The organism is Rhodospirillum sp. A1_3_36 (assembly GCF_047263945.1).
Lineage (GTDB): Bacteria > Pseudomonadota > Alphaproteobacteria > Rhodospirillales > Rhodospirillaceae > Rhodospirillum.
The window spans coordinates 456,070-471,061 of sequence record NZ_JBLAVB010000003.1 but is presented as its reverse complement, the minus strand read 5'-3'; the positions used below and the strand labels follow the sequence as shown (position 1 = coordinate 471,061).

Here is a 14,992-nt window from a genome sequence, read left to right as displayed (position 1 = left end):
CAGCACCTATGACGGCAGTCTCCGCATAACGCCAGGGCCATCAGACTGTACGGCAAGGCTTGGAAAGCATACAGGAAAAATCAACAAAACAGCTCCTCCTGAACATTTCCCCGCTCGACGGGAATGGTGGACAAGGCGATTTTCCCTTCGGCGCGCTTGGCCTCCTTCTTCAAGCGGGCGATCAAATTGCTGATCGCGTCCACGTCCAGGGGGTCATGCCCCGGTGGCACCATGACGATGGCCGAACTGGCCGACAACAGAGGCATGCGCCGTTCTACCCCCTCCCGGTCCTTGGCCACGATATAACCCAGGCGCCGGGTTTCCTCGTCGTAGAAGCTGGCCACGTCCTGTTCAAAGCGACGAACCAGGGCGCGGGTCCGATCCTCGGCCACCTCCGGGGTCAATCCCCGCATGCCCGCGAAGAAATCGTCGCCCCCCACATGGCCGATGAAGTGGCCATCATTGGCCAAATGGGCCCGCATCAGTTCGGCAAACAGCAGGATCGCCCGGTCGCCCTGGCGGAATCCGTATTTGTCATTGAAGGGCTTAAAAAAGTCGAAGTCGATATAGGCCAACGCCAACCAATCGTCGGGCCGGGCCAGGGTGTCGGCCAGATATTCATTGATGACCGCGTTACCGGGCAACTTTGACAGGGGGTTCTGATCCCGGGCCGCAGCGAGGTTCTTCTCGTTGATAACCTTCAGCAGGGAGGACGCCGTCAGGAAGCCGCGATACCGGCCATCCTCGGTGATGATCAGCCCCTCGCTTTGGGCATTATTGGAGAAAACCTCCAGGATCTTCTCTGCGCGAGTGGCGATATCCACCGTGGGACAGCGGGAGATGAAAGCTGCCAGATTCCGCCCCAGGCCCTTGTTGCTGATCAGGTCCTTGCCGAAGGGCGAATAGGTGTAGTCCTTCAGGTCGGACTCGCGTACCAAGCCCAGGGGTTCCTGGTTTTCGTCCACGACGGGGAAAAAGGTCTGGTCCTTATGGCGGCGGAAGCGATCGAACACATCCGTCATGGCGGCAGAGCGCACCAAGGGGTCCACCTCCAAGATCCGGGCCGCGACCAAACGTTCGTCCCCTTGGCCATTATTGCGCTGTTCCCGGGCATTCAACGCCCGCGCCTCTGGAAAATCGGTACGCACCTTGGTCGGATCGGATTCCGGTTGGGCCAGCAAATTGCCCTGGATCATGTCGACCCCCGCCTCCCGACATGCGTAATAATCCTCGGCGGCTTCCACCCCCTTGGCGACGGTCTGAATCCCCATCAAATGACAGATGTTCACGAGACTGCCCAAAAAGAGCTTCTTGGTCTGGTCCTCATGCACGCCGTCCACGAAATAGCGATCGAACTTCACATAATCGGGTTGGAGGGCATTCAGCAGTGGCAGGCTGGCGTTGCCCGCGCCGAAATTGTCCAAGGCGACCTTTCCCACCGTCCGCTTCAGGGAGATCATCGCCTGAACGATGGCATCCAGGCCGTCCTCCTCTGCCCCCCCCGGCGTAGCCTCTTCTGCCCAAACGCCTTGGGGGAGATGTTCATTGATTTCAATGCTGACCATGGCCGGGTCGAGGCCCACTCGCGCCAATTCCCCGATGAGATGATCGGACAGCTCCCGCCATCGTCCCAAAAGACGGTTATCCAGGTTCAGGAAAAGGCGTAGATCTCCGGCGCTCGACACGCGGGTGAAGCTGTCCACCGCCAGAGTCCAGACCCGGCATTCCAGCGACACCAAGGGAGACAGCCCCCGCTCACCCCAATGAACCTTCGAGGACCGCGCAGCGGCATCAAACAACCCGCCGGGGGTCAAGCTGGCCAAGTTTGAAGGGCTACCATCGGCGATCCGCATCAAGGCTTCGTAACCGATCACACGCCCACCGCGCAGACTGACGACAGGCTGCAAAGCCACCGTCAGGCCGCCGACCACCGTAGACCAATCCCATACCGTTTCGCCCTCCCCCCCAGGACCTGACCCGGCGGGAAGATCGGAGCGCCGCAACGCGAAGATCGGTCGATACCATTCCTTGACCTGACGCCGGGAGTCTTCGAGCAATGACGCGGGCCGCCGTTCGGCAACGATCGGCGGCGTTCCGTTCCTGGACTTCCCATTCTCCACAGTCTTTCGAGCCGCCCCCATGTCCATTCCCGGCACCCCATACAAACTTTAGAACGAATGCATCACTTTCTACCGGTCAAATACGATGTCAATCACACCAGCATTCAGACGCTTCCCCCTGCAAGCGTCAACGCCGGAGGCCCGTATACATAAAACTTTCACCTGTTATGGTGCACCCTTGCTTGGAGAGACAGGGTTGTCCACCTTGCCTCAGGGGCAGGCAAAAGCATCAGTCATTCTCTTACACCAATGACTGATGCTCAATCGCCTCAGAATTTTCTCACTCCCCCGGTCCTCTCCCACAGAAGTCCCGACTCCACGCCTGTTCCCGCGCTTATGCCGCAGTCTGCGGTTGGCCCTGCTGAACCATGCGCATCAGGGCCGCAACCGTGTTGTCCGCGCCCTCGGCGATTTGAGAAATGGTCGCGTCGAGCATGTAACAGGGAGAGGTCACCACACGAAGCCCCTCATCCACGACGATTTCCCCGTGGGTGGCCTCCTGGTGGGTGGCGCCCATGGCCTCGATCCCGGCGGCGGCATCCTTGTCCGAGCCAATGGTCAGCTTGCCCGTACCGAGAACACGGGCCAGCACCGCCGGGGCAATGCAAAGCGCACCGATTGGCAGATGAAAGGCCCGGGCCTTGGTCAAGGCGGCCTCCACCGTCGGGTCCACGGTGCAATCCGGACCATCCACAGCGAAGGTACAGAGGTTCTTGGCCGCACCGAAGCCACCGGGCAGAATTAAGGCGTCGAAGTCGCCGGGATCAAAGGTCGCCAGATCGGCGATGGCGCCCCGGGCGATACGGGCGGCCTCGGTCAGGACATTGCGGGTCTCGCCGGTGGGCTCGCCCGTCACATGGTCGATCACATGCATCTGGGAGATATCGGGGGCAAAACACTGATACACAGCCCCTTGGCGGTCGATGGCCAGCAGGGTCAGGACGGCTTCATGGATCTCCGCACCGTCGAAAACGCCGCAGCCGGATAACAGAACGGCGAACCTGGGCTTGTCGGTCATGGTCTTTCCTCTCCATATTCTGGGCGTACTCCCTCCCATGGAAGCCGCCCGTTGCTTCCCACTCCTCAAACTAGGACCCGGACACTCCGATGCCAAGCCAAACACCCCTCCTCCCTGCGCTGGATTCCCTGACCAAACGCTTCTCCCGCCTGTCGGCCATGGAGGACGCCCAGGCGTTCCTGCATTGGGACATGGCTGCGGTGATGCCCGATGGCGGAGCGGAGACCCGGTCCAACCAGATCGCAACCCTGACCGGCCTCCACCACGACCTCTTGACCGCGCCGGAGGTGGCCGACTGGATCGCTGCGGCCGAAGGGGAGATCAACACCCTCGGCGACCATCCCGACGCCCCCTGGCTGATGGCCAACCTGCGGGAGATCAAGCGGACCCACGCCCATGCCACCGCTCTGCCCGGCGATCTGGTGGAGGCCCTGTCCCGTGCATCGAATGCCTGTGAACGGATCTGGCGCAAGGCCCGCCCCGCCAACGACTTCGCGTCGGTCCGGGAACCACTGGCGGCCCTGCTCTCCCTGGTCCGCCAATCGGCCCAGGCCAAATCCGAGGCCCTGGGGGTGGACCTATACGACGCCCTACTCGACGAATACGAGCCCGGCGGATCCTCCGCCCGAGTCGACGCAATCTTCGGTGACCTGGAGGCCTTCCTGCCCGGGTTCCTTCAGGAGGTCCTCGACCGGCAAGGCGCCGAGCCCGCACTTCCCCAAGGCCCCTTCCCCATCGACCTGCAAAAGGAACTGGGCCGCCGGGCCATGGAGACACTGGGCTTTGACTTCAACCATGGGCGGTTGGACGTGTCCGCCCACCCCTTCTGTGGCGGCTCCCCCCGGGACGTGCGACTGACCACCCGATACGACGAAGCCGACTTCACCAAGGCCCTGATGGGCGTAATCCACGAAACCGGCCACGCCCTCTATGAGCAGGGGCTGCCCGAAGCCTGGCTGGACCAGCCCGTGGGCCGTGCCCGGGGGATGAGCGTCCACGAAAGCCAGTCCCTGCTCCACGAGATGCAGGCCTGCCGCTCTGCGGAGTTCATCGCCTACGCCACCCCTGTCTGGAAGGAGGTTCTGGGCGGCTCCGGCCCGGCCTGGGAGGTGGAGAACTTTCAGCGCCTGTACACAAGGGTGAACCGGGGCTTTATCCGCGTCGACGCCGACGAGGTCACCTATCCGGCCCATGTGATCCTGCGCTACCGCCTGGAAAAGGACCTGATCGAAGGCAAGATGGAGGTGGAGCATATCCCCGAAGCCTGGAACGCCGCCATGGAGCGCCTGCTGGGCGTCACCCCGCCCACGGACACGGTGGGCTGCCTGCAGGATATCCACTGGTACGACGGGGCTTGGGGCTACTTCCCCACCTATACCCTGGGCGCCATGACGGCGGCCCAGTTGTTCGACGCCGCCCGGACCCAAGTCCCAGGGCTGATGGAGTCCATCGGCACGGGGAATTTCGCGCCCCTGCTCGGTTGGCTGAGGGAGAACATCCACCGCAAGGGCTGCCTGCTCACCACCGATGAGCTGCTCACCCAGGCCACCGGACGGCCTTTGGAGGCGTCGGTTTTCGAACGGCACTTGCGGCGGCGCTATCTCGGGGAGGGGTAGGCACGTCCCGCAACGCCATCATCACGGTACACGACAGTGTCTCGGCTTTTTTTGGGCGATTGCCCAAACCCATTTGGGGGCCAATGCCCCCGGCCCCCCCCTTTCTCTTTTATCAATATGAGCCCGGGGTCTGGGGCCTTTCGGCCAGTAACCGCCGGGGGCCAAAGCCCCCGGCCCCAACCAACTCAAGACGGGTCTTTTCTCCCGCATACAGCACAGGTGTTACCCCGGTCCACCCGCCTCCCCTGTCGATTTGATGCATCGCAATACGTGAATCAATACCCATAATATATCTACTGGTGCTATAATTTCCTTGCAAATCCAGTCGCACGGCCGACGAACAAAAAAATAATGTTCGACCGGATTTGCAAGGGAGGCGCTGTCCGTAGGGGGATGGAATTCCATGACGACTCGAGTCGGCCATCGCATGGAAGGTCCATCCCAGTCATAGATGCCCCGTGACCTGAGCCCAAAAGAAAAGGACAGCCAGCCTCCCCTGTTTGGGATCGACCCAAGAACCAAGAACCAAGGGAGCAGGTCATGATTTCCATGGATGATTGTATCGGTTTTAGCGGTCTCACCGCAGACCAGGTTGACCTTGTGGCTCGCCGCATGCACATGCACCCTGTCATTGCCTCAGAATGGATCGAAGCCGTCTTGGAACATCCGGGAGGATTGGCCCTGGTCAAATGCTTCCTGGTAGATGACCGGCCCTTCGCCGATCACTCTGCGGCCGGACAATTCGCCTGCGAATGCCTGCGATTGTTGCGCAAAGAAGCGATCAACTGAGTTGAGAGCAAAGCCCAAGCAATTTGAAACAGATTGTACCGGGCGCAGATGGCGGTGACGAATGGCGTCACTGCCTGAGACTGAACGCATGTCGCGTGAACCACAGTTAACACGACATACTTGAAGGACTGTCACATTTCTCTTGTTTTTGTAGGGGAAAACAACAGACCACCTTCACCTATTTCGAAGGCTCTCCCTCAGGACAAAGATCGGTGTTTCGGGCAAAAAAAAGCTGTGCCATGAAAAACACCGCCTGACATGCGCTCTTTGAGGGAAAGAGTTGCCCAATACCATCGGTCAAGTCTATCGAACTCCAAAGCTCGAAAGAGCCCCTATGGCAAAGTCCCGCGTATCCCGGGAGCCCCCCATCCTCGTTTTGCTCTTTTTGAACTCTATTCTGTCCCTGATCCAGTTAAAGATCAGTATGGTCTGGTACGATTCGCGGCATAAAGGCACAGCATGTCATTGGCCAGCGTCGCTGCAGCCAGCGCCGTGATCTCGCCCACATCATAGGCTGGAGCGACCTCGACGATATCCATTCCCACGAGGTTGACCCCCTCTATGGACCTAAGGATTTCCTGGGCTTGATAGGGGCTGAGGCCACCAACGACGGGGGTCCCGGTTCCGGGGGCGAAGGAGGGCTCCAGCGCGTCGATGTCGAACGTGAGGTAGGCCTTATTCCGTCCAACGACCCGATGAATTGTCTCAGCGACCGCATGTGGTCCCGTCTGATGCACGTCAATAGCATCGATGATCGTGAACCCCAGGGGTTGGGGATTGTGGGTCCGGATCCCGATCTGAACCGAACGGGAGGGATCAACCAGCCCTTCGCGCGTGGCATGCCACAGCATGGTTCCGTGGTCGATCCGGCCCTCCTCGTCCTCCCAGGTGTCGGTGTGGGCGTCGAAATGGATAAGGCTGAGCGGACCGTGTTTTTCCGCATGGGCTTTCAGCAACGGATAGGTAACGAAGTGATCACCACCGATCGAAAGCATTGCGGTCTCTGTTGCCAGAACCGCACGCGCGGTGTCGGCGATTTCCCCAGGCACCTTCGACGGATAACCGTAGTCGAACAGGCAATCGCCGTAATCCACGACGGAAAGAACGTCAAACGGATCCTCTGACCAAGGCCATGGCTTGGACCAAGCGATCAGGCTCGAGGCAGCACGAACGGCCCGCGGCCCATGGCGCGCTCCCGATCGACTGGATACAGCCAGATCGAACGGGATTCCCACGATGGCCACATCTGCAGACGCCAAATCACGCGTGTAGCGGCGGCGCATAAAGCTAAGCGCGCCGGCATAGGTGGCTTCCGCCATCGTTCCCCTATCGGATGACCGCATAAAGGCCTGATCCCCCGTGCTGGGATTGACGCCCGTGCTCTCTTTGCCCCTTGAGTCATTCACCACCTGCAGACCTCGCATTTCATTGCAACGAAGACGAGAGTGCTGGAGCCACCCAAAGCCGTCAACTCAGGATTAGAGTGAAACGGGATCAGCTTCAGTCAAGCTGGCACAGTTTCCCTCCAGTTATATAGATCTCGGAGGCACTCTGGGCTTGCCATGACTTACCTATTGAAAACAGGGGGACCCGACCTGTTTGCCACCACGTTGAGACAGGTCTCGAGAGCCTTTCTCCTCTTCACCAAAAGAAAACGGCCCGCCGGGGCGGGCCGTTTCCATATTGGACAACGAAACATCGAGTCCCTTATTCCTCGTGGTCGTCATTCTGCTCGGCGGTGGGGCCGGAATCCAGCCCCTTCGCGTCCTGATCGCGGTCCATCAACTCGATGATGGCCATCGGAGCGGCATCGCCATAACGGAAGCCCGCCTTCAGGACACGGGTGTAGCCGCCCTGACGGTCCTTGTAGCGCTCGCCCAGGACCGAGAACAGTTTGGCCACCACGGCTTCGTCGCGCAACATGGCAAAGGCCTGACGACGCTCGTGCAGACCGCCCTTCTTGCCCAGGGTGATCAGTTTTTCGGCGATGGGACGCAGATCCTTAGCCTTGGGCAGCGTCGTCTTGATCTGCTCGTGCTTCAGCAGGGAGGCCGCCATATTGGCGAACATTGCCTTGCGGTGGGTGCTGGTGCGGTTCAGTTTCCGGCCGGACATACCATGACGCATGACGCGGGTCCTTTCTCTCTATCCTGGTTTCGCGCGCGAAACCGATTGTGGGCGCCCCACCCTCCCGAAAACCTCTCGGTGAAGCAGTGGGTCGACGGCTCCACATGAAGCCGATTGAAGCCCGCCCCCGGCGAAACCCGGGGGCGATCCCGATGTTACCTTTAATAGGGCTCTTCCAACTTCTTGGCCAAGTCCTCGATATTTTCAGGCGGCCAGTTGGTGATTTCCATACCCAGGTGCAGGCCCATCTGAGACAGCACTTCCTTGATCTCGTTCAAGGACTTGCGGCCGAAGTTTGGAGTCCGCAGCATCTCCGCTTCTGTCTTCTGAACCAGATCGCCGATATAGATGATGTTGTCGTTCTTCAGGCAATTCGCCGACCGCACCGACAGTTCCAGCTCGTCGACCTTGCGCAGCAGGTTCTTGTTGAACGGCAGCTCATCGTCCTTCTTCTCCTCGGTAACCGCCTGCGGCTCCTCGAAGTTGATGAACAGCTGCAATTGGTCTTGCAGGATCCGGGCAGCCAGTGCGACCGCATCGTCGGGCGTCACGGATCCATTGCTCTCAACAACCATGGTCAGCTTGTCATAGTCGGTGACCTGACCAACGCGACTGTTTTCGATCTTGTAGGATACCTTGGCAATCGGCGAGAAGATGCTATCGACGGGAATGAAGCCAATGGGCGCGTCCTCTGGCCGGTTCTGGGTGGCCGGCACATAGCCCTTACCCATCCCCACGGTGAACTCCATGGACAGGGTCGCGCCCTCGTCCAGGTGGCAAATCACCAACTCGGGATTCATGATCTCAATGTCGGCACCGGTCTCGATCTGCGCCGCCGTCACCTCTCCCGGACCGGAGGCCTTCAGAGTCATGCGACGGGGCCCCTCGCTGTGCATCAACAGGGCCAGGCCCTTGATGTTCAGGATCACGTCCGTGACGTCTTCCCGCACACCGGGGATGGAAGAGAACTCATGGAGCACGCCATCAATCTGAATCGCGGTCACAGCAGCGCCCTGCAGGGACGACAGCAGGATACGACGCAGAGCATTGCCCAGGGTCAGGCCAAACCCACGTTCCAGCGGCTCAGCGATAACGGTCGCGATTTTCTTGGACCCGCCAACCTGTTCGATGGCAAGCTTGTTCGGCTTAATCAGTTCCTGCCAATTTTTTTGGATCGAGGACATCGCTTATTCCTGAAATGGAGTCGGGGAAGTTTCCGGGTATCGATCCCTTGGGGCATTCCTTGGTTTGGACCCCGGTCCAAACCTTTCCCCCCTCAAGGGTCGAACCGCCGGACCCCATGTGAGGGGTCTCGACGGCCCGAAAACGAGTGTTGTCTCGCCGGGCACAGCGGCCCGGGGGCCAGCGTCCTTAGACGCGGCGACGCTTGCGGGGACGGCAACCGTTGTGTGGAATCGGCGTGACGTCCTTAATGGCGGTCACCTGGAACCCGACAGACTGCAGGGCACGCAGGGCGGATTCACGCCCCGAACCGGGACCCTTCACCATCACCTCCAGAGTCTTCATCCCGTGTTCCTGGGCCTTGCGGCCCGCGTCCTCGGCGGCCATCTGGGCGGCATAGGGGGTGGACTTGCGAGACCCCTTGAAGCCCTGGGAGCCGGCGGACGACCAGGCAATCGCATTGCCCTGCACGTCGGTGATGATGATCTTGGTGTTGTTGAACGAAGCGTTCACGTGGGCGATGCCATTCGTGATATTTTTCCGCTCGCGCCTGCGCATTCTTTGAGCTGGCTTAGCCATGTCGGTCCTTGGTTCCGTATCTTAGCGCGTGTGCCCGACCATCGGGCCATTCCGTAGTGCCAGAATATCACGCGATCTTGAGGTGATCCCCCACCGGCCCATGACGGGCCGATAAGGCATGATTACTTCTTCTTGCCGGCAATCGCCTTCGCCGGACCCTTGCGGGTGCGGGCGTTGGTATGCGTGCGCTGACCGCGGACCGGCAGGCCCTTACGGTGACGCAGACCGCGATAGCAGCCCAGATCCATGATCCGCTTGATGTTCATGGCCGTTTCGCGACGCAGATCGCCTTCCACCTTATATTCGGTGTCGATCAGTTCGCGAATCCGCACGACTTCGTCGTCGGACAGTTCATTCACGCGGCGGTTCACGGCGATGCCGACCCGCTCACAAATTTCGCCTGCCTTCGTCCGGCCAATGCCGAAGATGTAGGTCAGAGCGATACACACCCGCTTGTTGGTGGGGATGTTTACGCCAGCGATACGCGCCAAGGCCCGTACTCCTACTTAAGGTTCAAGTCTTTCAAGCCGACACCCACCGGGAAAAGTCCGGTCTTCGGGACCCCCAACAGACGTCGACCAACAGCCCAAGCCGACTTTTCAGAGGTGGTCACACCAGGAAAAGGGAGTTCGACCGGGACAACACGATATGACAAAAGGCGTGGAACAGTGCCCCACGCCCCCTTGGCCCGTAAAGGGTAACCGAGGCGCGGGATTATAGGATCAATCCCGCATGAGTCAACCTCGGTTCAGCCCTTTATTCGCCAAGAATGCCTTCCAATTCACGGGTCACCGCATCCATGGGGAGGGTGCCGTCAACCACATGTAAAAGCCCCTTCTGCCCATAGTACGGCAGAATGGGGGCGGTCTGGGCATGGTAGACCTCCAGACGCTTGCGCAGGGTTTCCTCGTTATCGTCGGCGCGGATATTTCCCTCACCGGCCTCAGAGGCACGCTTGCGAATCCGGTCGTAGAGAATACTGTCCTCGACGCGCAGCTCGATGACTGCGTCGATCTTCATGCCTTTTTCCGACAGCATCACATCCAACGCCTCCGCTTGCGGCACGGTGCGCGGAAAACCGTCAAGAATGATGCCGGGCTCGCAGTCGGGCTGATCGATCCTCTCGGAGATCATACCGACCATGATGTCGTCTGACACCAAGGCACCCGAATCAATAATAGCCTTGGCCTTGTTGCCGAGTTCCGTCCCGGCAGCGACGGCCGCCCGCAACATGTCACCTGTGGACAGCTGCTTCAGCCCGTATTTATCTTCCAACCGTTGGGCTTGGGTTCCCTTTCCCCCGCCCGGCGGTCCCATGAATATGACGCGCTTTCCCTTCATCCTCGTTTCCCCCTCAGTTTCGATTTCTTGATCAGGCCCTCGTATTGATGGGCCAGCAAGTGTGATTGGATCTGCGCAACGGTGTCCAGAGTTACCGTAACGACGATCAAAAGGCTTGTGCCACCAAAATAGAACGGAACGCCCAGGTTGGAAATCAAAAGCTCCGGCAGGATCGAGATGAAAATCAGATAGAGGGCTCCCACCACCGTCAACCGGGTCAACACATAGTCAAGGTATTCAGAGGTGTTCTTCCCCGGTCGGATACCGGGCACGAAGCCACCGTACTTCTTCAGGTTCTCCGCCGTATCCTCCGGATTGAAGACGACAGCGGTGTAGAAGAAGGCAAAGAACGCGATCAATGCGGCGTACAAGGCCATATACAGCGGCTGACCATGGCCAAGAAGGGCGGTCACTGTTGTCAGCCACTCGGGTCCCTGTCCGGCTGTGAACTGCGCCAGTGTGATCGGAAGCAACAGAATAGAGCTGGCAAAGATCGGCGGAATGACACCCGGGGTGTTGATCTTCAAGGGCAGATGGCTGCTCTCGCCGCCGAACATCTTGTTGCCCTGTTGACGCTTTGGATATTGGATCAGAATCCGGCGTTGGGCGCGCTCGATGAACACAATGAAGGCGATAACACCAACGGCCAGCAGCATGATCCCGATGATCACCAGCGGTGACAGCGCACCGGTCCGCCCCAGATCCAACATGTGCACCAAGGCAATGGGGAGCTGAGCGACAATACCGGCGAAGATGATCAGGGAAATTCCATTGCCGACGCCCCGGGCGGTGATCTGCTCGCCCAACCACATCAGGAACAGGGTCCCTCCAGCCAGGGTCACAACCGTTGTAAACCGGAAAAACATCCCGGGGTCATGCACCGCAGCGCCAACGGAACTCGTCATTCCTTCCAGCCCAACGGCAATACCATAGGCCTGCATGATGGTGATGATCACCGTCAGGTAGCGGGTGTATTGGTTGATCTTTTTCCGGCCACTCTCGCCTTCCTTCTTCAAGGCTTCCATCTGCGGGCTGATGGAGGTCATCAGCTGCATGATGATAGAGGCGGAGATGTAGGGCATGATGTTGAGTGCAAAAATCGTCATGCGGCGCAGGGCTCCCCCTGCGAACATGTCGAACATGCCCAGAATGCCCCCGCTGTTGCGCGTGAACACATCGTTCATCACCGCAGGATCGATTCCAGGCAAGGGGATATACGTCCCCAGCCGATAGACGATCAGCGCACCAAGGGTGAACCAGAGACGCTTCTTCAGTTCGGTGGCCTTGGCGAAGACGCCAAAGTTCATGTTCGCGGCAAGTTGCTCGGCGGCGGATGCCATCCGTATGCTCCCGGTATCTAGAGTGGTCACGGCAACGGAGATACCGGATTTTCGTTCCGCAAGCCACTCAACTTATTGAGACTCGACCAATATGTCTAAAATCACCCCCTTTTGTGGGCGATTCCACACATATTGGCCCGCACTCCGAAGGCCCGAAGTCCTTCGATGGAGACCGGGGGCCACTAGGGCCCCCGACTTCACTCATTATCATATGCCCGAAACGGAGACTCGGGTTTTAGGCCTCGGCTGCCGGTGCCACAGTGGGAGCTGTCAGGGTCAGCGACCCACCAGCCTTTTCCACGCCTTGCTTGGCCGACTCGGAGGCCCCTGTCACCACAAGGGTCACCTTGCTGGTCAGTTCGCCCTTACCCAGCAGCCGCACGCCGTCGAGCACCCGCCGGATGACACCGGCTTCGGCCAGAACCTGCTCGGTGATCGGAGCAGAGGGATCCAGCTTGTTGGCATCAATGGCCTTCTGGATCCGATCCAGATTGATGACCGCATAGGACTTGCGATTCAGGCTATTGAAACCGCGTTTGGGAAGACGCCGGTACAAGGGCATTTGACCGCCCTCGAACCCGTTGATGGACACGCCGGTCCGGGACTTCTGTCCCTTCACGCCGCGGCCGGCGGTCTTGCCCTTACCGGAACCGATACCGCGACCAACCCGCATGGGGGCCTTGGTGGCGCCGGGGTTGTCGCGGAGCTCATTGAGTTTCATTGCGCGCTCCCCCTTACTGAGCGTCTTCGACGCGAACCAGGTGGGCGACCTTGGCGATCATCCCCCGCACCGAAGGAGTATCCTCCAGGGTACGGGTCCGGTTCATCTTGTTGAGGCCAAGGCCCACCAAAGTGGCGCGCTGGTCATTTCGACGACCGATCGGGCTCCCGATTTGGGTGACCGTGACGGTGTTTTGATTTTCCGACATCGATCTCCCCCTTACTCGGTGACGCTAACGGCTGCGGCACCATCCCGGCGGGAGACAATGTCGCCCACCTTCTTGCCGCGACGGGTCGCCACCTGACGGGGCGCCTGGCTGTTAACCAAGGCGTCAAACGTCGCCTTGATCATGTTGTAGGGGTTGGTGGTTCCCGTGCACTTCGCGACCACGTCCTGAACGCCCATGGTTTCGAACACGGCGCGCATGGGGCCACCGGAAATGATCCCCGTACCAGCTGGAGCGGACCGCAGGATCACGCGACCGGCGCCAAAGTGGCCCCGGGTATCGTGGTGCAGTGTCCGCCCCTCGCGCAGGGGTACCTTGATCATCGTGCGCTTGGCCTGCTCGGTGGCCTTGCGGATCGCTTCGGGAACTTCACGGGCCTTGCCCGCTCCGAACCCGACGCGGCCCTTGGCGTCGCCGACCACGACCAGGGCGGCGAAGGCAAAGCGCCGACCGCCCTTGACCACTTTGGCCACACGATTGATGTGGACCAGCTTATCGACGAACTCATCGTCGCGCTCATCCCGATCCCGGGAATTGCGGTTACGATCGTCGCGACCGCGACGTTCGGAGTTGGGTGTACGTGCCATGTCTTATCCCCTAGAACGAAAGACCGGCTTCGCGGGCGGCATCCGCGAGCGCCTGGACGCGACCATGGTACTTGTAGCCACCGCGGTCGAAGACGACATCGGTGACTCCAGCAGCCTTGGCGCGCTCAGCGATCAGCTTGCCAACCTCGGCAGCGGCGGCCTTATCGGTGCCCTTCGCCAAGTTTCCACGCAGGTCTTTGTCGATGGTGGACGCCGCGGCCAGGGTCACGCCCTTGGCGTCGTCGATGATCTGAGCGTACATGTGCTTGCTCGAGCGGAAGACCGAAAGGCGCGGACGCCCTGCGGACTTCACCCGAAGCTGATAACGGGTCCGGTCACGGCGCCGCTCAAACAGGGAAGTCGTGGATTTCATCTCCGGGCTCCTACTTCTTCTTGCCTTCCTTACGGAGGATCCACTCATTGGAATATTTCACACCCTTGCCCTTGTAGGGCTCAGGCGGACGATATCCACGGATCTCCGAGGCGATTTGGCCAACACGTTGCTTGTCCATGCCCGTGATCTCGATCTGGTTCGGCCCGGGGGTCGTGATCTTGAGGTCATCGGGAATGGGAAAGTCGATATCGTGTGAGAAGCCGAGCGACAACTTCAGAACCTTGCCCTGGGACGCGGCCTTATAGCCAACGCCAACCAGATCAAGTTTCTTGGTGAAGCCTTCGCTCACGCCCAGAACCAGATTGTTGATGCGCGCACGAGTGGTTCCCCACAACTGACGCGCCCGTTTTGTTTCTGCCTTCGGTTTCACCCAGATGAGATTGTCCTCGATCTTGGTTTCCACCTCGTCATTGGCGACGTAAACCATCTCGCCCAGCTTACCTTTCACCGTCACGACATTGTCCTGAACGGTGGCGGTAACGCCCTGGGGGATGGTTACAGGATATTTGCCTACACGAGACATTGTATCGTTCCCCCTTTTCTTAGAACACGCGGCAGAGAACTTCGCCGCCCACGTTGGCCTGACGGGCCTCATGGTCGGACATCACGCCGCGGGGCGTGGACAGGATGGAAATACCCAGGCCGTTGTAAACCTTGGGCAGATCCTTAATCTTGGAATACACCCGGCGCCCCGGAGTGGAGACACGGGCGATTTCCTTAATCACCGCTTCTCCCTCATGGTACTTGAGCTCGACGCGCAGTTCGGAGATACCCTTGCGCACATCGACCTTTTCGTAGCCGCGGATGTAGCCCTCGCGCTGCAGGACGTCCAGGACGTTGCTGCGGAGGGAAGAAGCCGGGGCCATCACACTGTTCTTGCCAGCGCGTTGACCATTCCGGATGCGTGTCAGCATATCGCCGAGAGGATCGGACAAAGCCATTTTGGTGTCTC

The 14,992-nt window shown here is 59.8% G+C and carries 17 protein-coding genes; 2 read left to right on the top strand and 15 right to left on the bottom strand.

The annotated features are described in order from the left end of the window. Window positions 1–80 precede the first annotated feature (80 nt). Window positions 81–2,141, bottom strand: a complete 2,061-nt coding sequence (locus ACLIRY_RS09770; RefSeq protein ID WP_413205180.1) for a GGDEF domain-containing protein — start codon at window positions 2,139–2,141, stop codon at window positions 81–83. Window positions 2,142–2,454: 313 nt separating this feature from the next. Next, window positions 2,455–3,138, bottom strand: a complete 684-nt coding sequence (gene elbB / locus ACLIRY_RS09765; RefSeq protein WP_413205179.1) for an isoprenoid biosynthesis glyoxalase ElbB — start codon at window positions 3,136–3,138, stop codon at window positions 2,455–2,457. 89 nt (window positions 3,139–3,227) lie between these two features. Here elbB and ACLIRY_RS09760 point away from each other — a divergent pair, with 89 nt between their 5' ends. After that, entirely contained in the window at window positions 3,228–4,754 is a 1,527-nt protein-coding gene (locus ACLIRY_RS09760; RefSeq protein ID WP_413205178.1) for a carboxypeptidase M32, read from the top strand. 540 nt (window positions 4,755–5,294) lie between these two features. Beyond that, window positions 5,295–5,543, top strand: a complete 249-nt coding sequence (locus ACLIRY_RS09755; RefSeq protein WP_413205177.1) for a hypothetical protein — start codon at window positions 5,295–5,297, stop codon at window positions 5,541–5,543. Between the two features lie 419 nt (window positions 5,544–5,962). On the opposite strand, the gene speB is transcribed toward ACLIRY_RS09755, so the two are convergent. The 13 genes from speB to rpsH all read right to left on the bottom strand — a co-directional run bounded on the left by speB (window position 5,963) and on the right by rpsH (window position 14,981). Continuing rightward, the gene (speB, locus tag ACLIRY_RS09750; RefSeq protein WP_413205176.1) at window positions 5,963–6,886 is read right to left on the bottom strand and encodes an agmatinase; all 924 of its coding nucleotides are present in this window, start codon (window positions 6,884–6,886) and stop codon (window positions 5,963–5,965) included. Between the two features lie 364 nt (window positions 6,887–7,250). Further along, a complete protein-coding gene (gene rplQ, locus ACLIRY_RS09745; protein ID WP_413205175.1) occupies window positions 7,251–7,670 on the bottom strand; it encodes a 50S ribosomal protein L17 in 420 nt (139 codons plus the stop codon). Window positions 7,671–7,831: 161 nt separating this feature from the next. Beyond that, window positions 7,832–8,854, bottom strand: coding sequence for a DNA-directed RNA polymerase subunit alpha (locus ACLIRY_RS09740; protein WP_413205174.1), 1,023 nt, complete (start codon window positions 8,852–8,854; stop codon window positions 7,832–7,834). Between the two features lie 187 nt (window positions 8,855–9,041). Continuing rightward, entirely contained in the window at window positions 9,042–9,431 is a 390-nt protein-coding gene (rpsK, locus tag ACLIRY_RS09735; protein WP_413205173.1) for a 30S ribosomal protein S11, read from the bottom strand. 122 nt (window positions 9,432–9,553) lie between these two features. Next, window positions 9,554–9,922, bottom strand: a complete 369-nt coding sequence (rpsM, locus tag ACLIRY_RS09730; protein ID WP_413205172.1) for a 30S ribosomal protein S13 — start codon at window positions 9,920–9,922, stop codon at window positions 9,554–9,556. Window positions 9,923–10,187: 265 nt separating this feature from the next. Continuing rightward, window positions 10,188–10,772, bottom strand: coding sequence for an adenylate kinase (locus tag ACLIRY_RS09725; RefSeq protein ID WP_413205171.1), 585 nt, complete (start codon window positions 10,770–10,772; stop codon window positions 10,188–10,190). Then, window positions 10,769–12,112 (bottom strand): preprotein translocase subunit SecY, encoded by a 1,344-nt coding sequence (gene secY / locus ACLIRY_RS09720; protein ID WP_413205170.1) that lies wholly within the window; start codon window positions 12,110–12,112, stop codon window positions 10,769–10,771. Before secY ends, ACLIRY_RS09725 begins: the two co-directional genes overlap by 4 nt. Before the next feature lie 235 nt (window positions 12,113–12,347). Next, window positions 12,348–12,833 carry a 50S ribosomal protein L15 gene (gene rplO, locus ACLIRY_RS09715; RefSeq protein WP_413205169.1) on the bottom strand — a complete coding sequence of 162 codons (486 nt, stop codon included), beginning with the start codon at window positions 12,831–12,833 and terminating at the stop codon, window positions 12,348–12,350. Window positions 12,834–12,846: 13 nt separating this feature from the next. Beyond that, entirely contained in the window at window positions 12,847–13,041 is a 195-nt protein-coding gene (rpmD, locus tag ACLIRY_RS09710; RefSeq protein ID WP_413205168.1) for a 50S ribosomal protein L30, read from the bottom strand. Window positions 13,042–13,052: 11 nt separating this feature from the next. Next, a complete protein-coding gene (gene rpsE, locus ACLIRY_RS09705) occupies window positions 13,053–13,646 on the bottom strand; it encodes a 30S ribosomal protein S5 (RefSeq protein WP_413205167.1) in 594 nt (197 codons plus the stop codon). 10 nt (window positions 13,647–13,656) lie between these two features. After that, window positions 13,657–14,019, bottom strand: a complete 363-nt coding sequence (gene rplR, locus ACLIRY_RS09700) for a 50S ribosomal protein L18 (protein WP_413205166.1) — start codon at window positions 14,017–14,019, stop codon at window positions 13,657–13,659. A gap of 10 nt (window positions 14,020–14,029) precedes the next feature. After that, window positions 14,030–14,563: a 50S ribosomal protein L6 gene (rplF, locus tag ACLIRY_RS09695; protein WP_413205165.1), complete on the bottom strand. Its 534-nt coding sequence runs from the start codon at window positions 14,561–14,563 to the stop codon at window positions 14,030–14,032. A gap of 19 nt (window positions 14,564–14,582) precedes the next feature. Then, window positions 14,583–14,981 carry a 30S ribosomal protein S8 gene (gene rpsH, locus ACLIRY_RS09690; RefSeq protein ID WP_413205164.1) on the bottom strand — a complete coding sequence of 133 codons (399 nt, stop codon included), beginning with the start codon at window positions 14,979–14,981 and terminating at the stop codon, window positions 14,583–14,585. Between the last annotated feature and the right edge of the window lie 11 nt (window positions 14,982–14,992).